16 protein-coding genes and 3 rRNA genes are annotated in these 22,124 nt (G+C 44.8%); 5 read left to right on the top strand and 14 right to left on the bottom strand.

Annotation, left to right across the window (positions count from 1 at the left end):
• The first annotated feature begins 120 nt into the window (after positions 1–120).
• Together PPM_RS12005 and PPM_RS12000 are read left to right on the top strand one after the other, a co-directional pair.
• Positions 121–1,119 carry a substrate-binding domain-containing protein gene (locus PPM_RS12005; protein WP_013371130.1) on the top strand — a complete coding sequence of 333 codons (999 nt, stop codon included), beginning with the start codon at positions 121–123 and terminating at the stop codon, positions 1,117–1,119.
• Between the two features lie 70 nt (positions 1,120–1,189).
• A complete protein-coding gene (locus PPM_RS12000; RefSeq protein WP_013371129.1) occupies positions 1,190–3,463 on the top strand; it encodes an alpha-galactosidase in 2,274 nt (757 codons plus the stop codon).
• A 182-nt stretch (positions 3,464–3,645) separates the two neighbouring features.
• On the opposite strand, the gene PPM_RS11995 is transcribed toward PPM_RS12000, so the two are convergent.
• The 6 genes from PPM_RS11995 to PPM_RS11965 form a co-directional block, all read right to left on the bottom strand.
• A complete protein-coding gene (locus PPM_RS11995; protein ID WP_013371127.1) occupies positions 3,646–4,368 on the bottom strand; it encodes a YjjG family noncanonical pyrimidine nucleotidase in 723 nt (240 codons plus the stop codon).
• Positions 4,369–4,625: 257 nt separating this feature from the next.
• Complete coding sequence (locus PPM_RS11990) at positions 4,626–5,477, bottom strand: alpha/beta fold hydrolase (RefSeq protein ID WP_013371126.1); 852 nt, start codon at positions 5,475–5,477, stop codon at positions 4,626–4,628.
• Between the two features lie 383 nt (positions 5,478–5,860).
• A 5S ribosomal RNA gene (gene rrf / locus PPM_RS11980) occupies positions 5,861–5,977 on the bottom strand.
• A 145-nt stretch (positions 5,978–6,122) separates the two neighbouring features.
• Positions 6,123–9,049 (bottom strand): 23S ribosomal RNA (locus tag PPM_RS11975).
• A gap of 353 nt (positions 9,050–9,402) precedes the next feature.
• Positions 9,403–10,956, bottom strand: a 16S ribosomal RNA gene (locus tag PPM_RS11970).
• Together the 16S, 23S and 5S rRNA genes form the textbook arrangement of a ribosomal RNA operon.
• Before the next feature lie 422 nt (positions 10,957–11,378).
• Positions 11,379–12,536 carry a trans-sulfuration enzyme family protein gene (locus PPM_RS11965; protein WP_013371125.1) on the bottom strand — a complete coding sequence of 386 codons (1,158 nt, stop codon included), beginning with the start codon at positions 12,534–12,536 and terminating at the stop codon, positions 11,379–11,381.
• A gap of 225 nt (positions 12,537–12,761) precedes the next feature.
• Between PPM_RS11965 and PPM_RS11960 the strand changes: the two genes are divergently transcribed.
• From PPM_RS11960 to PPM_RS11950, 3 genes are read left to right on the top strand one after another with little or no spacing between them, the layout of a single operon-like run.
• Positions 12,762–14,381, top strand: coding sequence for a spore germination protein (locus PPM_RS11960; protein ID WP_013371124.1), 1,620 nt, complete (start codon positions 12,762–12,764; stop codon positions 14,379–14,381).
• A 9-nt stretch (positions 14,382–14,390) separates the two neighbouring features.
• Entirely contained in the window at positions 14,391–15,590 is a 1,200-nt protein-coding gene (locus PPM_RS11955; protein WP_013371123.1) for a Ger(x)C family spore germination protein, read from the top strand.
• Positions 15,591–15,618: 28 nt separating this feature from the next.
• Positions 15,619–16,725: a GerAB/ArcD/ProY family transporter gene (locus PPM_RS11950; RefSeq protein WP_013371122.1), complete on the top strand. Its 1,107-nt coding sequence runs from the start codon at positions 15,619–15,621 to the stop codon at positions 16,723–16,725.
• A 44-nt stretch (positions 16,726–16,769) separates the two neighbouring features.
• Here PPM_RS11950 and PPM_RS11945 read toward each other — a convergent pair whose 3' ends face one another.
• The 8 genes from PPM_RS11945 to PPM_RS11910 form a co-directional block, all read right to left on the bottom strand.
• Positions 16,770–17,456 (bottom strand): YetF domain-containing protein, encoded by a 687-nt coding sequence (locus PPM_RS11945; protein ID WP_013371121.1) that lies wholly within the window; start codon positions 17,454–17,456, stop codon positions 16,770–16,772.
• A gap of 180 nt (positions 17,457–17,636) precedes the next feature.
• Positions 17,637–17,903, bottom strand: a complete 267-nt coding sequence (locus PPM_RS11940) for a metal-sensitive transcriptional regulator (protein ID WP_013310304.1) — start codon at positions 17,901–17,903, stop codon at positions 17,637–17,639.
• A gap of 76 nt (positions 17,904–17,979) precedes the next feature.
• On the bottom strand, positions 17,980–18,456 hold the full coding sequence (locus tag PPM_RS11935) for a DsrE/DsrF/DrsH-like family protein (RefSeq protein WP_013371120.1): 477 nt from the start codon (positions 18,454–18,456) through the stop codon (positions 17,980–17,982).
• Positions 18,453–19,043: a sulfurtransferase TusA family protein gene (locus PPM_RS11930; protein WP_013371119.1), complete on the bottom strand. Its 591-nt coding sequence runs from the start codon at positions 19,041–19,043 to the stop codon at positions 18,453–18,455. Before PPM_RS11930 ends, PPM_RS11935 begins: the two co-directional genes overlap by 4 nt.
• Positions 19,044–19,247: 204 nt before the next feature.
• Positions 19,248–19,775 (bottom strand): TetR/AcrR family transcriptional regulator, encoded by a 528-nt coding sequence (locus PPM_RS11925; RefSeq protein WP_013371118.1) that lies wholly within the window; start codon positions 19,773–19,775, stop codon positions 19,248–19,250.
• A 156-nt stretch (positions 19,776–19,931) separates the two neighbouring features.
• A complete protein-coding gene (locus PPM_RS11920) occupies positions 19,932–20,732 on the bottom strand; it encodes a DUF4309 domain-containing protein (RefSeq protein WP_014599748.1) in 801 nt (266 codons plus the stop codon).
• Between the two features lie 120 nt (positions 20,733–20,852).
• Positions 20,853–21,479 (bottom strand): HXXEE domain-containing protein, encoded by a 627-nt coding sequence (locus tag PPM_RS11915; protein WP_013371115.1) that lies wholly within the window; start codon positions 21,477–21,479, stop codon positions 20,853–20,855.
• An 18-nt stretch (positions 21,480–21,497) separates the two neighbouring features.
• Complete coding sequence (locus tag PPM_RS11910; RefSeq protein WP_013371114.1) at positions 21,498–22,088, bottom strand: TetR/AcrR family transcriptional regulator; 591 nt, start codon at positions 22,086–22,088, stop codon at positions 21,498–21,500.
• Positions 22,089–22,124 lie beyond the last annotated feature (36 nt).

Raw genomic sequence — 22,124 nt, 5'->3', positions numbered from 1 at the left:
CAGTAGTAGAACTAAAATATTGTTAAAAAAATTCAACGCTCCATCTTGAAAGTGGCAAAAGGATATGTTAGGATAAAGTCGATTTTTAGTAAAATTATTAACTAAAAAGGTGTGAGCTCTTTGGCAACCATTAAAGACATTGCCCGCGAAGCGGGTGTGTCTGCCGCAACCGTTTCAAGGGTTTTAAATAACGATCTGTCACTGTCCGTGAGTCCAGACACCAAAAACAGAATTTTTTTAATTGCTGAACAGCTTGGGTATAAGCCTTCCCGGCTGAGGCAGTTAAAGCGGAATACGGAACGTGCCGGGAAAACGGTCGCCCTCCTGCTGTGGTGTTCCATTGAGGAGGAAAGGGACGATCCGTATTACGCCTCAATCCGCCGTGGAATCGAACTGCGCTGTGAAGAGCTTGGCCTGACATTGGGGCAGACGCTGAGAGGCCGCTCATCTCTCGGCACCTTGCAGAAGGCGGACGGTCTGATTGTCGTAGGAGGCGTTGATCCTGAAGAGGTGTCCAAGCTGTATCCAGACAAGAACACCATTGTCCTTGTTGACCAGTACCATGAGCAGCTAGAATACGATTCCGTACGCCTCCATTTCCGGCAAGCGGTTGATCAGGCACTCGGACATCTGCTCGAGCTTGGCCACCGACAAATCGGATTTATCGGTGGCAAGAGCGACGGAGAGCGAAGGGCGCATTATTTTGAACGATTTATGCGGGAACGAGGATTGTACAATCCTCAATTCGTCCGGGTAGGCGCCTGGAGTACAGCGGATGGATATCTCATGATGAATGAGCTCCTAGCCGAGCAGGAACGACCAACAGCCTGCTTCGCTGCAAGTGATCCGCTCGCCATCGGTGCTCTCCGCGCCCTTCATGGACATGGAGTCAAGGTACCAGAAGATATGGCTGTTGTCGGCTTCGACGACATTGAGATGGCGGCCTTCGTTCAGCCTCCGCTAACTACAGTGCGTGCCTATCCCGAACAGATGGGAAAGGCTGCTGTGCAGCTGCTCTCTGAACGGTTTGAGGGACGTGAACCACCTGCGTACAGCGTGATCGGGACTAAGCTTGTCATACGGGAAAGCTCATGCTTAAACAGTAAAATCAATTCTTAAGAGTCATTTGTCATTGATAAGTATCCTTACGTAAGACAATCGAGATGATAACCCCTAAGGAGTGAATATCATGAACATTCATGTTAACGAGGCGCTTGGTTTGTTTCACCTGCAGTCCAAGGATTGCAGCTATATTATCCAGCTTGTAGAAGGATATCCTGCACATGTCTATTGGGGAGCTCAACTTCATCATGACCAAAGTCTTGCAAGTATATTGGAGCTTAGAGAACGCTGTTCCTTCTCTCCCACTCCCGATTCTTCCAGTCGTACGCTTTCTTTGGATACGCTTCCACAGGAATATCCACAGTATGGAACAAGCGACTTCCGTCAGCCGGCTTATCAAGTTGCGCTTGCCGATGGAACTCGGACTACAGAGCTAAAATATAGTGGTTACCGTATTGAACCGGGTAAACCCAAGCTCGAAGGACTTCCTTCCGTCTATACCGAATCAGATGATGAAGCAACAACTCTCTTGTTGTTCCTCGAGGATCAACACTCAGGCCTTAAGACTACACTGCTTTATACTGTGTTTGCGAACCACAGCGCCATTGCTAGGTCTACTCTTTTTGAACATAAGGGAAGCGCTGTCATGAATATTGAGCATGCGATGAGCGCCTCTGTCGACTTCGCCGATTCCAATTACCAAGCTCTCTATTTATCTGGTGCCTGGGTTCGGGAAAGACATATCCAGCGCCGCGATCTTGGGCCCGGCGCCATTCGCTTGGAAAGCCGACGGGGCTCCAGCAGTCACCAAATGAATCCTTTTCTGGCACTGCTTCGTCCTGATGCAACTGAAGATCGTGGGGATGTGTACGGCTTCAGTCTAATTTACAGCAGCAACTTCGTCGCACAGGCGGAAGTAGAGCAATTTAATCAGACTCGTGTAAGTATCGGAATCAATCCTTTTGACTTCTCCTGGCGGCTTGAACCGGGTCAGTCATTCCAGACTCCTGAAGCCGTGCTGGTCTTTTCCGAAGAAGGTCTTGGAGGCATGTCGCGCACCTATCACCGGCTCTACCGCACACGTCTGTGCCGGGGAACTTATCGCGACAAGGAACGCCCGATTCTCGTGAACAATTGGGAAGCCACATATTTTGACTTCGACGCCGATAAAATTGAGGCGATTGCCAAAGAAGCGGGACCTCTTGGAATTGAGCTATTTGTCCTTGATGACGGTTGGTTTGGCAAGCGTGACAACGATAACAGTTCGCTTGGAGACTGGTTCGAAGACCGCCGCAAGCTACCTGGTGGTCTTACCGATTTGGCCAAACGAGTTAATGAACAAGGATTACAGTTTGGCTTATGGGTTGAGCCGGAAATGGTATCACCTGATAGTGAACTGTACCGCACCCATCCCGACTGGTGCCTGCATGCAGAAGGTCGGCGGCGGACGGAAGGTCGATCCCAATTGGTGCTTGATCTCTCCCGCAAAGAAGTATGCGATTACTTGTACGAGACGCTTAGCTCCGTATTCTCGATCGCTCCAATTACTTATGTCAAGTGGGACATGAATCGTAATATGACGGAGATCGCTTCGGCTACTGCTACTAGCGAACGCCAAAAGGAAATTGCGCACCGTTATATGCTAGGACTTTATGATCTGCTGGAACGCCTGACCTCACGGTTCCCGGACATCTTGTTTGAAAGCTGTTCTGGCGGAGGCGGACGATTCGATCCAGGGATGCTCTACTATATGCCGCAGACATGGACCAGTGATGACACTGATGCTATTGAAAGATTGGCGATCCAGTACGGCACCAGCATCGTGTATCCGGCCAGTACTATGGGGGCCCACGTATCGAACGTGCCGAACCACCAGGTGGGACGAAACACCTCCCTCGCCATACGTGGCGACGTGGCAATGAGCGGGAATTTTGGCTACGAACTTGACCTTACTGCATTTACAAATGAAGAAAAAGAGCTCGCTGCCAGACAAATTGCCCAGTATAAAGAAATCCGCTCCCTTGTACAGCAGGGAGATATGTATCGACTTCTTAGTCCGTTTGAAGGCCGAGGCGATACTGCCTGGATGTTTGTTAGCGAGGACCAGTCCGAAGCTTTTGTCGCTTACTTCCGTGTGCTGGCTGAGCCAAATGGACCTATCCGGCGACTAACGCTAAAAGGACTTGACCCAGCCAAAAAGTATATAATCGAAACCGGTGCGACCGGCAATACTTCAGATCCTATTAATACCTCGACTGAAGATGGCGTTTCCCCTTTCCGTCTAGCGTTTGACGGCGAAATTTTTGGAGGTGACCGCTTAATGAAAATTGGGCTTGTTGTCTCGGATCTTACTGGGGATTTTGCCAGCTCTACCTTCCGCCTTAAAGCGATCTCTTGCTAATCAAAATGAAGGGATTTGCTTCAATATCGCAATAGGAAATAAAAAGAGAAACGGATTCGTTCTACAATGAATCCGTTTCTCTTTATTCAGACATCTCAGTTCATAACAGTCCTTGATTTTCCTTTTCCATATCATACTATACAATTTTAACCTGCTAGAGTCTGACTTCAATTTCTTATTATCTAGTATTCTAAAGATGTATGGTTCAGTACGGGAGGCATTGAAAGTACACTACTCGGTAGTTCCATCAAACTTGCTATTTCATAAGTGGGTTGAATGCCGGATGTATTTGTTTTTCCGGAAGGGTTGAACCAGCAAGTGTCAATTCCGTACTTATTCCCTCCTTGAATGTCCGAGGTTAAAGAATCGCCCACCATTAGGACCTTACTTTTATCTGAAATAGCTAGCTTGGTAAATGCGTAATCAAAAATTTCGGCCTGCGGCTTTTGGTAACCCACTTCTTCTGAAATAATTATCTGCTCAAACACATGACGCAGCGGGGAAAGCTGAATTCTGGAGGTTTGGACCTCTTTTATTCCATTCGTAATGATCGCCAAACGACACTCAGATAGTACGTCACATAATTCAACCGCTCCGTCCATCAAAAAAGCTCCTTCACCCAAATAACGTAAATAAGCAGCACTAAAGGCGTCTGGATTGAAGTCTAGCTTATGAACAGTAAACAATCGTTTAAATCTTTCCACCCGCAGCTGTGCCGAGGTAATAAGTCCTTCCTCTGCCTCTCGCCACAACGAACTGTTGATCTCATCATAGCTAGATTTATACTCAGTGGCCCCTTGCGGCAATCCAAATTGGGCAAACGTATTATGTAGCGCATGACTCTCTGCCATTTTAAAATCAAACAGCGTATCATCAACATCAAATAAAATAATTTCGTATTTCATAACGACCCCCAACCTCCATGTCATAACTTTGCTATATGGTTAAGTTCCATGAACTATAGACTTGTCCCAAATAGGATATAGAAAAACGGAAATAGACTATCAATACAGTATGATCTCCCGGTAATTATACAGAACCTCATTGATTCGTCAAGTCATGGAACACGCCATAATTGAATCAAACTTGCTGATCCTTGCTATTGTGCTCCAAATATCAAAAAAGTCGACTCCTTATAATAGGAATCGACCGTTTTAAAATCCTAGTGATTTTCATTAATCCATTCGGTTAATGTTTGATCAAAATAATGAGGTTCTTCAAACATCGGATTATGCCCACTATGTTCAAAAACCACCTTTTTTACGTTCGTATAGCTATCATCGACCCGATCCCATAATGAAACAGGTGCGACTAAGTAATCAGATCTCCCAAGACCAATAAACACGGGCTTATCGACATCCGCCAAGGACTGTATCAAATCCATCTTTCCGAAGGCTTCTCCCCATAAATAATCTATGATAGGCATGTTTGTGTGCACATCATTCCACATATAAGCTGCATCATAGGTATAATCATAAAAGCTTTGTGCTCCCATACGTATACACATGTGAACAAATCTTCTGTCGGGCTCTCTTTTGATATCATTCTCTAATAAAGCAATTTCCTTTTCAAAACGGTCCTTTCTTTCTGGACTGGCCGTTTCATAAAAGAATGAAAAGCTTTGCCGCTGTCTTTCTTGGCTGTTCGTAGGTGCTGAATTTAATAGCACCACTTTTTCAACATAGCCTGGGAATTGTTTAGCATATTCCAAAGCCATAAAAGCATGCCCGGAATGTCCTAATATAATAAATGTATCTAAATGAAGGCAACGTCTTGCTGTTTCTAAATCATTAATGACTTTATCCAAAGTATAGTCTTCTGGTTTTAAAGCACGAGTCGGTTTTGCAAACCCTCTATGATCTAAGAAAATAAACCGAAACTTTTTATATAAATGGTCTGAAAATAAGCGAGGATAATATACACTACTGCCGATCACCAATATCGGCTTTCCGTTACCTCTTATAGTATATTTCAGCTCAAATCCATCACTAATAACTGTTTGATAAGTGCTCATCTTCATCGTCTCCTTTTCTTCTTTAAATCACTCCCTTTCCGTTGTTTAAATCCCTTGTATTCTCCATAGATCGTTCCAGCACTATAACTCACCTCTGAAAGTCTGTTTATTTTATGAGAAAAGTTTAACATGATTTTTTTTAAAACAAAACCGAATTTGGATCTTCTCAATCTTGCCGTCAAGTCGGAGATACAAAGTGGCAAAAGGAAATTACCCGTAAACTTCAAGCCTTAAGTGTCCTCCAGCAGCAGCACTATACAAGGGAACAATCAGAATATTGTAGTGCTTTTAACCAAAGGCATGCCATGAGCCTTTCATATGAATGATAAATGAATCGGATATACAAAAAAAACACAGCCATTAAGGCTGTGCTCTTTTTTTGTGCTTGGCGGCGTCCTACTCTCCCAGGACCCTGCGGTCCAAGTACCATCGGCGCTGGAGGGCTTAACGGTCGTGTTCGGGATGGGTACGTGTGGAACCCCTCCGCTATCGCCACCAAACATGAATTTACGGTGTAAATTCTTTTTCAGGAATCAGCATCGCCAAATGCTGTGTGTTTGTCCGTGTAACTTCAGCTACTTGAGCTGACGATATACTGAACTTACACCCTGAAAACTGGATCCGAAACTTCATTGCGCTTTATCTTAGGATAAGCCCTCGACCGATTAGTATTGGTCAGCTCCATGCATTACTGCACTTCCACCCCCAACCTATCTACCTCGTCGTCTTCAAGGGGTCTTACGTATTGGGAAATCTCATCTTGAGGGGGGCTTCACGCTTAGATGCTTTCAGCGCTTATCCCTTCCGTACATAGCTACCCAGCGGTGCTCCTGGCGGAACAACTGGTACACCAGCGGTACGTCCATCCCGGTCCTCTCGTACTAAGGACAGCTCCTCTCAAATTTCCTACGCCCACGACAGATAGGGACCGAACTGTCTCACGACGTTCTGAACCCAGCTCGCGTACCGCTTTAATGGGCGAACAGCCCAACCCTTGGGACCTACTTCAGCCCCAGGATGCGATGAGCCGACATCGAGGTGCCAAACCTCCCCGTCGATGTGGACTCTTGGGGGAGATAAGCCTGTTATCCCCAGGGTAGCTTTTATCCGTTGAGCGATGGCCCTTCCATGCGGTACCACCGGATCACTAAGCCCGACTTTCGTCCCTGCTCGACTTGTAGGTCTCGCAGTCAAGCTCCCTTCTGCCTTTGCACTCTTCGAATGATTTCCAACCATTCTGAGGGAACCTTGGGGCGCCTCCGTTACTCTTTAGGAGGCGACCGCCCCAGTCAAACTGCCCACCTGACACTGTCCTCGTACCGGATCACGGTACCAAGTTAGAACCTAGATACGATCAGGGTGGTATCCCAAGGATGCCTCCCTTCAAGCTGGCGCTCAAAGTTCTACGGCTCCCACCTATCCTGTACAGATCGTACCCAAATTCAATATCAAGCTGCAGTAAAGCTCCATGGGGTCTTTCCGTCTTGTCGCGGGTAACCTGCATCTTCACAGGTATTAAAATTTCACCGGATCTCTCGTTGAGACAGCGCCCAAGTCGTTACGCCATTCGTGCGGGTCAGAATTTACCTGACAAGGAATTTCGCTACCTTAGGACCGTTATAGTTACGGCCGCCGTTTACTGGGGCTTCGGTTCATAGCTTCGCCCGAAGGCTTACCACTCCCCTTAACCTTCCAGCACCGGGCAGGCGTCAGCCCGTATACTTCGCCTTGCGGCTTCGCACAGACCTGTGTTTTTGCTAAACAGTCGCTTGGGCCTTTTCACTGCGGCCCCCTCGGGCTATTCACCCTACCGAGGCACCCCTTCTCCCGAAGTTACGGGGTCATTTTGCCGAGTTCCTTAACGAGAGTTCTTCCGCGCGCCTTAGAATTCTCTTCTCGCCTACCTGTGTCGGTTTGCGGTACGGGCACCTTCTCCTGGCTAGAGGCTTTTCTTGGCAGTCTGAGATCATGACCTTCGCTACTCTAATTTTCGCTCCCCATCACAGCCCAGCCTTAACGATGTGCGGATTTGCCTACACATCAGCCTCACTGCTTAGACGGACATCCATCAGTCCGCGTCACTACCCTACTGCGTCACCCCATCGCTCATCACGGATTACGGTGGTACAGGAATTTCGACCTGTTGTCCTTCGACTACGCCTATCGGCCTCGCCTTAGGTCCCGACTTACCCTGAGCGGACGAACCTTCCTCAGGAACCCTTAGGCTTTCGGCGGATCTGATTCTCACAGATCTTTTCGTTACTCATACCGGCATTCTCACTTGAATGCAGTCCAGCGCTCCTTCCGGTACACCTTCAACCCGCATTCAACGCTCCCCTACCCCTGATGCAAAGCATCAAGCCATAGCTTCGGTGGTGTGTTTAGCCCCGTTACATTTTCGGCGCAGAGTCACTCGACCAGTGAGCTATTACGCACTCTTTCAATGGTGGCTGCTTCTAAGCCAACATCCTGGTTGTCTGTGCAACTCCACATCCTTTCCCACTTAACACACACTTGGGGACCTTAGCTGATGGTCTGGGCTGTTTCCCTTTCGACAATGGATCTTAGCACTCACTGTCTGACTCCCGGAACTAAATCTATGGCATTCGGAGTTTGACTGAGCTTGGTAACCCTTGCGGGCCCCGCACCCAATCAGTGCTCTACCTCCACGATTCTTTTTTCCGAGGCTAGCCCTAAAGCTATTTCGGGGAGAACCAGCTATCTCCGGGTTCGATTGGAATTTCTCCGCTACCCCCACCTCATCCCCGCATTTTTCAACATGCGTGGGTTCGGGCCTCCAGTGCGTGTTACCGCACCTTCACCCTGGACAGGGGTAGATCACCCGGTTTCGGGTCTACGTCCACGTACTCAGTCGCCCTATTCAGACTCGCTTTCGCTGCGGCTTCAGCTCTTCACCTTAACCTTGCACGGGAACGTAACTCGCCGGTTCATTCTACAAAAGGCACGCCATCACCCATAGATCGGGCTCTGACTTCTTGTAAGCACACGGTTTCAGGATCTATTTCACTCCCCTTCCGGGGTGCTTTTCACCTTTCCCTCACGGTACTGCTTCACTATCGGTCGCCAGGGAGTATTTAGCCTTGGCAGATGGTCCTGCCGGATTCATACGGGGTTTCACGTGCCCCGCACTACTCGGGATCCGTCTCGGAGGGAACGGGTTTTGAACTACAGGGCTTTTACCTTCTCTGGCGGGCCTTTCCAGACCTCTTCATCTAACCGGTTCCTTTGTAACTCCATATGAGACGTCCCACAACCCCAAGGAGCAAGCTCCTTGGTTTGGGCTAATCCGCGTTCGCTCGCCGCTACTGACGGAATCACTATTGTTTTCTCTTCCTCAGGGTACTTAGATGTTTCAGTTCCCCTGGTCTGCCTCTCACTCACCTATGAATTCAGTGAGTAGTGACTGTCGATGAAGACAGCCGGGTTTCCCCATTCGGACATCCCCGGATCAAAGCTTGCTTACAGCTCCCCGAGGCTTTATCGTTGTTCGCCACGTCCTTCGTCGGCTCCTGGCGCCTAGGCATCCTCCGTGTGCTCTTTGTAGCTTAACCTAGTATCTACAATGTAAATACGATACGCTACCTTTATTTCACTTGTTTACACAAGATCAGCTTAAAGGAATATTCTAAAACGCAATTTCGTTTCGGTATCCAGTTTTCAAGGTGCAATATTCACCGGTTTTAATCCCGGAAGAACATCATATCAAATTCCTCAACACTTGAATACAAGTATATTTTGGAAGTCATATGTGAGAGTTTGAACTCTCAAAACTGAGCAACGAGTGAGTAAGTTCAGGATATCCATTTCATTCACACGAATGTGATGAACCGAATTGAATATCTGGTCGTAGGTACATATACCTGCTGATTAGAATGTTTCCATCGCAGGAAACGATTCTCCATAGAAAGGAGGTGATCCAGCCGCACCTTCCGATACGGCTACCTTGTTACGACTTCACCCCAATCATCTACCCCACCTTCGGCGGCTGGCTCCTTGCGGTTACCTCACCGACTTCGGGTGTTGTAAACTCTCGTGGTGTGACGGGCGGTGTGTACAAGACCCGGGAACGTATTCACCGCGGCATGCTGATCCGCGATTACTAGCAATTCCGACTTCATGTAGGCGAGTTGCAGCCTACAATCCGAACTGAGACCGGCTTTTCTAGGATTGGCTCCACCTCGCGGCTTCGCTTCCCGTTGTACCGGCCATTGTAGTACGTGTGTAGCCCAGGTCATAAGGGGCATGATGATTTGACGTCATCCCCACCTTCCTCCGGTTTGTCACCGGCAGTCTGCTTAGAGTGCCCAGCTTGACCTGCTGGCAACTAAGCATAAGGGTTGCGCTCGTTGCGGGACTTAACCCAACATCTCACGACACGAGCTGACGACAACCATGCACCACCTGTCTCCTCTGTCCCGAAGGAAAGGCCTATCTCTAGACCGGTCAGAGGGATGTCAAGACCTGGTAAGGTTCTTCGCGTTGCTTCGAATTAAACCACATACTCCACTGCTTGTGCGGGTCCCCGTCAATTCCTTTGAGTTTCAGTCTTGCGACCGTACTCCCCAGGCGGAATGCTTAATGTGTTAACTTCGGCACCAAGGGTATCGAAACCCCTAACACCTAGCATTCATCGTTTACGGCGTGGACTACCAGGGTATCTAATCCTGTTTGCTCCCCACGCTTTCGCGCCTCAGCGTCAGTTACAGCCCAGAGAGTCGCCTTCGCCACTGGTGTTCCTCCACATCTCTACGCATTTCACCGCTACACGTGGAATTCCACTCTCCTCTTCTGCACTCAAGCTCTCCAGTTTCCAGTGCGACCCGAAGTTGAGCCTCGGGATTAAACACCAGACTTAAAGAGCCGCCTGCGCGCGCTTTACGCCCAATAATTCCGGACAACGCTTGCCCCCTACGTATTACCGCGGCTGCTGGCACGTAGTTAGCCGGGGCTTTCTTCTCAGGTACCGTCACTCTTATAGCAGTTACTCTACAAGACGTTCTTCCCTGGCAACAGAGCTTTACGATCCGAAAACCTTCATCACTCACGCGGCGTTGCTCCGTCAGGCTTTCGCCCATTGCGGAAGATTCCCTACTGCTGCCTCCCGTAGGAGTCTGGGCCGTGTCTCAGTCCCAGTGTGGCCGATCACCCTCTCAGGTCGGCTACGCATCGTCGCCTTGGTAGGCCATTACCCCACCAACTAGCTAATGCGCCGCAGGCCCATCCACAAGTGACAGATTGCTCCGTCTTTCCTCCTTCTCCCATGCAGGAAAAGGATGTATCGGGTATTAGCTACCGTTTCCGGTAGTTATCCCTGTCTTGTGGGCAGGTTGCCTACGTGTTACTCACCCGTCCGCCGCTAGGTTATGTAGAAGCAAGCTTCTACATAACCCCGCTCGACTTGCATGTATTAGGCACGCCGCCAGCGTTCGTCCTGAGCCAGGATCAAACTCTCCATTAAAGACCAACCGAAGTTGGTTTATCGAAAGAGCGATTAGCTCATTTGAAACTGACGAGATAAAATATCTCATTTTCGTTTCCATTTCGTACAGCCAGATGGCATGTATCAAAATTTCAACGTTGGATTTTGTAAACAAAATCCGTACTCACTCGTTGTTCAGTTTTCAAAGATCAAATCAACAGCCGTTTAACTGGCTGGATATATAATTTATCACGTGTATACCCAACAAACAAGTTGTAATATTTACCAGCAAATAATTTGTGTTTCTACTCGGTGCAATTTTTTTTACTGAACCTCGCCTACACATAGTGCTTTGTCTATAACAACCGAAGATATAAACGTTATAAATCATAAAAGCAGTAGCTCTTTATTGATGGAGCTGCTGCTTTCGCTTTTTTTATATGAAATCCTGAAATGAACGCTTAGCTTAAAGCTGTAGCTAGATCTTCTATTAAAAGTTCAGCAGGTTCATGCCCCACAGCCAAGCGAATTAGCGATTTGGGCATGTGTTGTTTTTTTAGACTCTGCTTATTGAAACCGTAGTTCGGTGAGATCACCTGGCTCTCCATAGAACCCCACGATACACCGATCCGAATCAGTCGCAGTTTATTGATCACTCTGCATATATCCTCATAACCCGAGTCTTTTAGTTCAAAACTGAATAGTCCGGCATACCCTTTAAGCTGTCTACATGCCAGCTCATGCTGTGGGTGAGAAGGAAGTCCAGGATGATTTACTTTAGAAATGGCCGGATGATCTGATAGAAAACGGGCAACCAACAGAGCATTCCTTTGATGGGCTTCCATACGAAGCGGGAGTGTTCTTAGACCCCTAATGAGTAGCCAGGCTTCAAAAGGGGCTAACGAACCGCCAATTAACTCATATTCTTCAGCATACATACGATTTATTATCTCTTTAGAAGCGATTACTGCCCCTGCAATTAAATCATTATGTCCCCCCAAGTACTTGGATGCGGAGTGAACGACGATATCAACGCCCCATTCTAATGGTTTTTGGAAAAGGGGTGTAGCCCATGAATTATCTATGATTGTGCGGATACCCTTAGCTTTGGAAAGCGAAGCTACTTCCTGAATATTTACCATATCGAATGTAAACGAGGTAGGAGACTCCATAAGAATAGCACGGGTCTGCGGTTGGATGGCATTAGCAACTGCTTTCGTAGAAGTCGAATGTACAATGGTATAGTTTATATCGAACTTCGTTAAGTATTTGGCTAGGCTGACGGAAGTTTCATATATGTGTCCGACCAGAATCAGATGATCCCCTGCGGATAAGCTACACATTAGAGCGGCACTGATAGCAGCCATTCCGGAGGCAAAGCACTTGCAGTCCTCCCCACCTTCCAGCGCAGCAATCATTTGTTCTGCAATCCGAACGGTAGGATTGGTTCCTCTCGAATAGACATAATGCTCCTTTTCATGATTAGCTGCTTCAGCATAATCCTCGTAGGTATCAAAGAAAAATGGAGCAGTCTCATAAATAGGAGGAACAGCAGCCTTAGCAAAATACCCTAGTCTGTCCTCAAACCCAAAACAGATGAGCTCATCTGAGAAACTCAAACCTGATCACCACTTTCTGAAAAATTCCAAACCCATGAAGGTAGTCTCCTCAATCAAGGACTCAAATATTCTATAAGTCAAATTGCTTTAGACCTGTGCTGTTTAATTTTCGAAACTGATCAGGTTTCCACATGTCTTTCACTAAGTATCCAATTCATAAAAATAGCGTATATTTTTGGATTGCAAGGAAAAGATACGCTTTATCAAAAAAGAGGGGGTTCACTTGTGTTAACACGTTGGATTAGAAGTGTTCTGAAACCTGGAAAAAGGTACACACAGGATATCGAAAAATCCAAACAGCAAACCGCTACCGATCCAATCCATTCATCGTTATCCCATACTCTTTCTTTACTTAAATTAAAACTTGGGCAAGGTCCCGATTTTGTCATTCGTGATTTTTCCGAAAGTCCTGTACATGCTGGCCATCTCGCCGTTTGTTATATTGAAGGACTGATTGACCAAAACTTGCTTTCCGATTTAATGGAGAGCTTGATTACAGAGATGGGCTCCGCAGATACTTTTATGTTTAAGGAAAATACTGCAGCTTCTTTGTTAAAAAACACAATTCCGTCTGGAAATATTCAAATGATACATTCGCAAAATGAAGTATATCAAGCCATCCTCTCCGGGAATGCTGTCATTGTCATCGACGGAAACAACTATGCATTGGTAGTTTCCATCGCAGGCGGAGTAAGACGGGCTATTCAGGAACCCAGTACTCAGACCGTAGTACGGGGTCCTAAAGAAGGATTTACGGAGGATATCTCAACCAACATTACACTGATCAGAAGAAAATTGCGGACACCTGACCTTAAATTTGAAAGTCATGTTATTGGGCGATATACACAAACCAAAGTCATGTTAGCTTACATTGAAAATGTCGCTAATCCAGAAGTCATACAGGAAATTACAAAACGGCTGCAATCCATTGATACAGACAGCATACTTGAAAGTGGCTACATCGAAGAATTTATACAGGATGAACCACTTAGTCTCTTTCCCACCATGCTAAACTCAGAGCGTCCGGATACAGTCGCAGGTAGCCTTTTAGACGGACAAGTAGCTGTCCTGGTTGATGGGACGCCATTCGCTCTGATTGCACCTGTAACCTTCTTTAATTTCTTTCAAACGGCGGAAGACTACTACCAGAGATATGACATTTCAACTTTTTTAAGGGCTCTTCGTGTAGTATCTTTTCTAGTCTCATTGTTGCTTCCCTCTCTATTTATAGCCTTGACGACTTTCCAACAGGAAATGATCCCCACCACGCTGTTGATTACGCTAATGGCTCAACGGGAAGGAACTCCTTTTCCTGCATTATTGGAAGCTTTAATGATGGAATTAATGTTTGAAGTGATTCGTGAAGCAGGTGTGCGAATGCCACGGGTCATCGGACCAGCCGTTTCCATTGTAGGAGCTCTGGTTATCGGACAGGCGGCGGTGCAAGCCGGACTGGTCTCAGGTGCAATGGTGATCGTTGTTGCCTTCACAGCTATATCGAACTTTGTCATCCCGTATTTTGCTATGGCTTCAGCGGTCAGGTTGTTGCGTTTTGCACTTATGCTACTGGCGGGGGCTCTAGGCTTATTTGGTATTCTGATAGGAATTATCCCCCTTCTAATTCACCTTGTATCTCTCAAGTCATTCGGAGTTGATTATTTTGTGCCCTATAGCCCCACCTTTAAAACTAATATGAAGGACCTTATCATCAGAGTTCCGTGGTGGGCTATGAAAACCAGACCTAGCGAAAAATCAGGCCATAACCAGACAAGACAGGCAGCTCACCAATACCCTGCTAGTTCGGATGATACTGAAGGTGGTCATAAGCCTGATACCCAAAAATAGGAGAGATCAATGGTGCGGCAATTAAGAGTTAGTTATGTTCTGTTTATTGCAGGTTTATTACTTACAGGGTGCGTAGATCGAACAGAATTGAACGAATTAGCCATCACAACAGCAACTGGAATTGATGGACATAAGGGCGACTGGATCAATACTTATCAAATCATCATTCCATCAGCCATGACGACTGGCTCAGGTGGTACTTCCTCGGGGGCATCGCAAAGCGCTGTACATACCTTTTCTACACATGGAAAAACATTGAGAGAGACCGTTACGAAGAGTAGCCTGGAATACCCACGCAAACTATATTTTGCCCAAAATAATATACTCGTTATTGGAAAAAAAGCAGCAGAACAAGGCATTGAAGAGATTATTGATATTTACCTCCGCAACCTTGATTCACGAGAAACTGTAAAAGTATTCATTGCCAACGGAGAGGCTCGTAATTTTTTAAAAAAGCTTGTACCACCAGAGAAAATTCCTGGTCAAGCTTTAGAAAAGATTATAGAAAGAGATAGCAAATTAGCATCAATTTACCCTGCAATATCCATGTATGAATTCATTTCGAAAATTAGCTCCGATAGTGCAGCCGGAGTTCCAGAAATATCTCTTGAGGGTTCCGAGCCGGAGAAACTAGACTCTGTTGATGTTTTCAAGGAAACCTCCGCCAAAAATAAACTCAAGTTATCGGGCTTAAGCATTTTTCAGAAAGACAAGAGAGTCGGCTTCCTAAATGAAAAGGAAAGTATAGGGGTTTCATGGTTAAACAACCAGATTAAAAACACTACTGTAAACTATGTGGATGGGAATGTTACGTCCGCTTTTCTCATCCGGAAAGCCAAGGTTAAGGTTACGCCAATCAAGAATTTAAATCATTATTACCTCAACGTTGACGTTAAAGCTACCGGGGATCTTCTGTCAGCCTCTTCGCAAAGAGAAATGAAAGATATGCAAAGTGTAGGTCAATTGCAGATGCAAGCAGCAGAAACGATCAAACTGCAAATTCAGGAAGGCTGGAAAGCCTTACAGCAAAAGAATATCGACCTTATTGGTGTTGGAAATAAAATTCATCACAAGTACCCAAAAGACTGGAAAAAAATAAAAGAGACATGGCCTGAAGAGTTCGCAAACATGGATATAAAAATAGGTGTAAAAATGAAGCTTGCACGTCCAGGATTATTCGAAAAATCTTTTAACGAACTGTTGAAATGAAATAAACAGGGAGAGGTGAAATGAAGCAATGCGTCAAAATACAATCCGAGTATCCGAGCTGATCATTTGTATGTCTTTATTTGAAGTTGGAAGTACAACTTTGTTTTTAATGGGGGCTGAAGCAAAGCAAGATGCTTGGTTAGTCATGTTGATAGGAGCATTAGCAGGACTTCTTCTGCTAATGCTCCATCTTGCTATTCACCATCAAGATCCTGAATTAGATTTGTTCATGTTGTTTCGCCGTTACACAGGGAAATATGTGGGTACACTCATCAATTTACTTTTTGTGATGTATTTTACATATGAAGCTTCTCGGAACATACGCGATTTAGGCGAGGTGACCGTAATGACTCTGCTCCGCCAAACCCCCTTGTGGATCATCATCCTGATCACAATCGTGGTTGTATCCAACACGGTTCGTTATGGCTACAAAGCATTGTTCTTGCTTTGCTTATTTCTTTTCCCTTTTTTTGTTCTTGGCTACGCTCTTATTAGTATATTAATTCCGGCAACCGGTCTCTTTCATCTCGAAAATTCCCTTCCGGTTTTAGAGGAAGGATGGACACCTATATTTAAGGCCGCTATTCCTGAGCTTATTTCTTTTCCATTCGGACAAACTGTGTTATTTCTTGTATTTTATCCGCTTGCATATAAAGGCCGGAATCTCACAAAACCCGTTTTTTTTGCCTATATAATGACCGCACTTGCTCTAACATTTGTTAATCAATTGGAAATTTTTGTTCTCGGACCCAAGATCGCCGCCAATAGCACACTTCCTCTTTTGGAAGCTGTTCAGTTGATTGAATTAGCAGATCTGTTCGAACGAATGGATGCCCTTTTCACCTTGCTTCTTTTTCTTGGCTTGATCATCAAAATGTCTTTATTTTTTAATGGTGCTGTGATAGGACTTGAAAAAATAACCGGAGTCGGATTTAAAAAATGGATTCTTCCCCTTGCAGCACTTATTTATGGTCTTTCTTTTTTGTCGCCTAACTATATTCATCACATGGTAATCGGTCGAAAATTTGTTCTTAATTCCTGGTTTCCTGTTTTTCAAATTTTCCTCCCTTTGTTATTATTTGCCTTTATTGTTATTAAAAAAAGAAAAAAGACAAATAAACAGTCCTCTTCATGAGGAGATGATCATTCATTTAAATAGATCCACCACTTTTTTGATTTTTATTTCTCTTTCATCGGCACTATATGGAGCGTTCCATCCTCGCTAAGCTCTGCATAGGCAATCTCGTCGATACTATCATATCCCTGCTCTCGCGTCTTCGCTTTTATCAGCTCTACATCAATTGTTTTCCCGCGCATAGATTCATTTAGCAACCTTCCCTTATCAATGACAGTAACAGAAAAAAGATCAGGCTGTGCATCTATTCCCATATCCTGAGCAGCGGGTGGCTCATATTCGGGTTTGCGCATGACCGACAATGAGCCGTTCGTCTCTAACGTAGCGTACAAGACCTCACGCAGAGAAAAAATATTTTGCTGGCGTAGCATGGAGAGTAGCTGTGTAAATTCTATATCATATTTCTCCAGCAATTCTTGATTAACCTGCCCTTTATCCACGAGCAGCACTGTTCGACCTTCTGCCATATATCCAAATTTCACAAAATGGGTCGTCGCTTTTTCGAAAAAGTAGGCCAGCGCGCACCATAGTGCCAAAGCAAACAAAAGATGCCAAATGGTCACCTTATCGTCATATAACGTATTCCCTACAATTTCGCTCAATACCAATGATGTCAGAAAATCGAGCGGTGTTAACTGACTGAGTGTTTTCCGACCTGTAATAAAAGTAATAAGCCATAGGCCAAAAAAGCTGATGATCAATTTGACACCAATCGTGACAAATACCTCCATACCTATGCCCTCCGAAAGAAGTTATTTTTCTTATGGGTTATTTACACTCCTATACTTCTGTATAAACAGAGGCTTAATCCATTCCTAAAGTTGTCCGAAAAAAAGTCCGCTACCAACTAGGGCAGCGAACCTTTTAATTCGGCTATTATTTAATCTTAGTCTTTCGTGTATTCATATAAATTATCTACTTTTCACCAGCAGCTGAATTGCTTCTTTAACCAGCTTATCCGTATCTCCCCCAGCTTCTTGCTCTTCCAATATGCAGCGTTGCAGATTTTCTGCTACAATCTGGGCGATTGCTTTATCTGATGCATTGCGTACAGCTGATAGCTGGCTGACTACATCCTTGCACGACTTGCCCTCATCCATTAAACGAAGTACTCCACGTACTTGGCCCTCAATCCTTCTCAAGCGCGTTTTCAGTTCATCACTGTAATTGTAATCCATAAGCAATGCACTCCTTTTTTGACTTACCATATACATGTATAGGTATATTATAAACCAAAAAAGTAAATAGGATACCCTAAATAAATAGATTCACCTGTCCTTGCGATGCATCTCCCAAGTAAGCAGCTACTCCAGCATATTCCACACCATCTATTAGCTCTTCTTGTTGAAGTCCTAACAAATCCATGGTCATGGTGCAAGCGACGAGCTTGATCCCCTGCTCTTGTGCTAACTCTATAAGCTCTGGAAGAGAGAGCGCATTATGCTTTTTCATGACATGCTTGATCATCTGTGGTCCCAGTCCGACGAAATTCATTTTGGAGAGTGCTAACTTTTTCGGTCCACGAGGCATGATCCAGCCAAAGGCTTTTTCGAGCATTCCCTTATGGGTGCGCATGAGCTCATCCTTACGCAATATATTTAGTCCCCAAAATGTAAAGAAAATAGTTACTTCATGATCATATGCTGCCGCTCCATTCGCAATAATGAATGCAGCAAGCGCTTTATCCAGCTCACCGCTGAATAAAATAATCGTTGTTTTGGCTGTACTCATATAGAATCGTACCCTATTATTTCTCCTGCCCAGCCGGACATGCCTGAAAGCACAGATTTGACGTTTTTAGCGCCTTTGTCTGCCAATAACCGGCAAGCCCTTTCACTGCGTGCTCCAGCTTGGCAGATCACTGCGATTTCATCTTCCAGATTTAGCTCAGCGAGTCTGTTCTCCAGTTCTCCGAGGGGGATGTGCTTAGATTCTGGGATGTGTTGAAGAGCAAATTCGGCGGGTTCACGAACATCCAGCAAAATGAAGTTCTCCTTTGCAAACCATTTTGCTTGCAGCTCTTTATGACTTATCGTGGAAGGGAATGCTTGCTCCTCCTTCACATCAGTCGGATTTGCTTTGCGTAGATAATGTCGCATGACAACTCCTTCTTGAAAAGTGCCCAAATACTGATGTCCGGTGCCTTGGGCCCAGCTCTGAAAATCTGCTAACGAACCTTTGTCAGTCACTTGAACCTCCATAATCTGCCCGGCAAGAAGCTCATCCATAGCTTTTTTTGTTTTTACAATTGGCATAGGACAAGCAAGCCCTTTGCAATCAAGAATCTGATCTGCTTCGATATGACTAGTTAATGACATAGTGGTACCTCCGCCTTTTTTTGTGGGGCTTAGTATAATTTTAATTTTAAATACATATACCCCTATAGGTATAAGAATAGCGAGGCCCACTTCTCTTGTCAACTTAGCTAGTCATTTTCATTCAAACTAACAATTCATGTCTTGTACAATTAAAAGCACACAAAAAAGCCGCGCAAAAGCGCGACTCTACTGCATACATACCAATTAATCGTCTGTTTTCATCAGTTCTGGCAGATCCAGCGACATCGAAATATTACATAGCATTCCTCTGGCGAGAAAAAGCATTGTTCTTTCCAAGGCTTGTTCAATACCAGCCTGGCAGAAAGCGTCATAAACTGTCGTATGGATCTCACGTAACCCCTGCTGCATCACGGTTACAACCACATCCTCACGGATTGTCTGTGCCTGCATTTGCAAAAGTATTTCATTTCGATATTCCGTCATAATCTGCGAATAGGCTGCAATCAGTTCTTGCTCTAACTGTTCCGACGAAGCGGATTGAATGACCCGGTGAAAAGAGTCTATGATACGTGCAAATGATACCTTTAGGGCTTCAATAAGCAAGGCTTCTTTAGTAGCGAAAAAGCGAAAAACATAGGGCTGAGAAATATTAGCCCGTTCCGCAACTTTGGCCGTTGTAGCTCGATAGTAGCCCATCTCCGCAAAGACTTCAATAGCAGCAGATATGATTTCCTTTTGGCGATTTATTGATGTTGATGTTGCTTTAGCCATATTTTCTCATCCTTTTATTTATCACAAATTTTCTGATTAGTGATTAATCAATCACTTAACATTATAAATGTCATCCTCTAAAAATGCAATGAACCGAAAAAGTCGCCTCCATGATCGTAATGGAAACGACTCTCTTTTTTATACATCTAAATCTAATTATGGCGTCATCGAGTTAAAATATAATCGAACATAACTGACCTTTTGCGTTTTGGTTTGATAGGAAAATACTAAATAATAACTAAGACCTGATGTGTTGTTGATTTTATAATTAGCTTCTGCTGTGCCGGATATGTCTCTAGAGGTGTCAACTGTTTCTGTGGGCTGGCCCAGTTCGTCAATAACTTGTTTGATAAGCAACTTCTTATATTTTGAATCGGAAGAAGTAATTTCTGTAACTTTATCATTTCCATCCAGTACGAGATCTGTATGATATTTAGCGTAACTTCTCATAGGGCCTGTAGAACCAGAATCGGATTTCCCCCAAAGCTCAAACAAAAGATCGCTGCTAGTTCCCAAACCAAGACCTTTAGGCAGATTGGGTAACGTCCCCTGCTTGGCTGCACTCAATATAGCAGCTGCAGAGCTGTATTTACTGTCAGGTGAGGCTGTACTACTAGCAGGTTTATGCTGTGTCGAGGTTGAACCTTGATCAAACTCTTTTCCAGTATTTTTGGAACTTCCCTTGGAACTTCCCGCATCCACACTAGGCTTGCTGAGATCTGTACTCGTCTTGTTAGTGTGAGTATCTTGCTCGTTGGTATGGATGTCTGTGTTCTGATCTGTTGAATTACTGGCAGATGGTGTGGCTGATTTCGTTGTAGAGGGAGCAGTTGAGTTTGCTTCTCCGCTATTGCCGCATCCTGTCATTACAGCAAAACCTATAGCCAATAAAGCGCTGGTGGTGACCAGCTTGCAAGCTAACTTTTTACGATTACGAGATTGATGTGTAGGTTTCATTATAAGATCACTCTTTCCTTGTTCTTGGGTACAAACCAAGTGTAACCGAACCTCGTTTCGAGAATACCTCTACTTGTATCCAACTTGTAAACAAGCACATTTGTGATTTTCTAACATATCCTACCTGCGATCATAAATTCCTAGCTGTTGTTTAGAAAAGGCGTAAGGGGAGTCACTCTTCTTCAACCATATATTCCCTTTGATAATGAAGATGTATACAGCAAAAACAAAGTAGATTGTGCCTGCAATCCAGTCTATTGCCGTTGGGATGTCTCTCTTTACGATTTCATGAATATACCAGATTCCTATAGGGACATGCAGGAGAAGTGCCGTACACAAACCAGGGTTATATACAGTTTTTGCTTTGAGATTGACAACAATACCGTGCCAGACGACCTGGAAGAATCCCATCAAAACTGGTGCGAGTCCGAGCCAGATTACGTGGGGGAACCATACGGGGAGCAGATAAAATACATAGGCAATTGCCACATTAATGATCATCGCTGAATTAGGGTTCAAGGGGTAATGATCTGGGGCTTCACTTTTAAACAAAATATTGTTAAATAAACCCGCAAAATATCCAGGCCAGCGGTATTCCTCAAATTGGTGAAACAATATATTCACAAAGCTCAACCATAATATTCCTGATATATCAGAAAACATGGCGGGATTCAAAAACAAAACAATACATACAGCCACTCCAATGATGGCTCCTGCATCTTGCCAATATTTTCTCAAAAATTCCATGGTATTCACCCCTGAGATTTATTTTTGATCGAAATATCTTTCAAATAGCAGGTTTAATTGTTCCTCTATTGTGGGCATTTCCACAACTGCTCCAGACTCAAGAATCGGACTCATCAGTGCAGGCAGAAAAATAGCTCCGAATATTTGCAGCATCATTGCTAACAACCGCTCCGGCTGTTGCTCACCTGTCAGCTCCTTGATCGTGTTCTGGACCTTTGGAAACCCCATCATGTTTAAAAATCTTCCGTATTCCTGTTGAGATGTAAAGGGTGTGCTGCCCATCACAATAATTCGTGACAGAAGTTCTGGATATTGGCGAATGACCTGTAAATAGTTAAGTAAAAATTGTTTCAGTCTATCTCGCGGGGGCATCGCTGTATTGTCCAAAACAGAAAATGTGTGCTGAAAGCTGTTTAGGATCACTTCAATAGCTTCACTGAGCAAATTTTCCTTGGAGCCAAAATAATAATTAACCAAAGAAATATTAGTGCTAGACAGATCAGCAATTTTTCTGATTGTAACCGCCTCGAAACCTTCCTTTTGAATAAATTCCAGCGTAGACTGTAGAATTTTTTCTTTGGTCTGTTGTTTTTTGTCTGGATGACTCATGTTTTTCCTCCTCCTATTTAGTTTAATCCTAACGGA

Source organism: Paenibacillus polymyxa M1 (genome assembly GCF_000237325.1).
GTDB classification, from domain to species: domain Bacteria; phylum Bacillota; class Bacilli; order Paenibacillales; family Paenibacillaceae; genus Paenibacillus; species Paenibacillus polymyxa_C.
This window is presented reverse-complemented; position numbering and strand designations above follow the sequence as displayed.

Excerpts from the sequence above, each read along its gene's own strand:
- PPM_RS12000 (WP_013371129.1), top strand. The coding sequence starts at position 1,190 with ATGAACATTCATGTTAACGAGGCGCTTGGTTTGTTTCACCTGCAGTCC.
- PPM_RS11995 (WP_013371127.1), bottom strand. The coding sequence starts at position 4,368 with ATGAAATACGAAATTATTTTATTTGATGTTGATGATACGCTGTTTGAT.
- PPM_RS11990 (WP_013371126.1), bottom strand. The coding sequence starts at position 5,477 with ATGAGCACTTATCAAACAGTTATTAGTGATGGATTTGAGCTGAAATAT.
- PPM_RS11955 (WP_013371123.1), top strand. The coding sequence starts at position 14,391 with ATGGTGCGGCAATTAAGAGTTAGTTATGTTCTGTTTATTGCAGGTTTA.
- PPM_RS11950 (WP_013371122.1), top strand. The coding sequence starts at position 15,619 with ATGCGTCAAAATACAATCCGAGTATCCGAGCTGATCATTTGTATGTCT.
- PPM_RS11945 (WP_013371121.1), bottom strand. The coding sequence starts at position 17,456 with ATGGAGGTATTTGTCACGATTGGTGTCAAATTGATCATCAGCTTTTTT.
- PPM_RS11940 (WP_013310304.1), bottom strand. The coding sequence starts at position 17,903 with ATGGATTACAATTACAGTGATGAACTGAAAACGCGCTTGAGAAGGATT.
- PPM_RS11935 (WP_013371120.1), bottom strand. The coding sequence starts at position 18,456 with ATGAGTACAGCCAAAACAACGATTATTTTATTCAGCGGTGAGCTGGAT.
- PPM_RS11930 (WP_013371119.1), bottom strand. The coding sequence starts at position 19,043 with ATGTCATTAACTAGTCATATCGAAGCAGATCAGATTCTTGATTGCAAA.
- PPM_RS11925 (WP_013371118.1), bottom strand. The coding sequence starts at position 19,775 with ATGGCTAAAGCAACATCAACATCAATAAATCGCCAAAAGGAAATCATA.
- PPM_RS11920 (WP_014599748.1), bottom strand. The coding sequence starts at position 20,732 with ATGAAACCTACACATCAATCTCGTAATCGTAAAAAGTTAGCTTGCAAG.
- PPM_RS11915 (WP_013371115.1), bottom strand. The coding sequence starts at position 21,479 with ATGGAATTTTTGAGAAAATATTGGCAAGATGCAGGAGCCATCATTGGA.
- PPM_RS11910 (WP_013371114.1), bottom strand. The coding sequence starts at position 22,088 with ATGAGTCATCCAGACAAAAAACAACAGACCAAAGAAAAAATTCTACAG.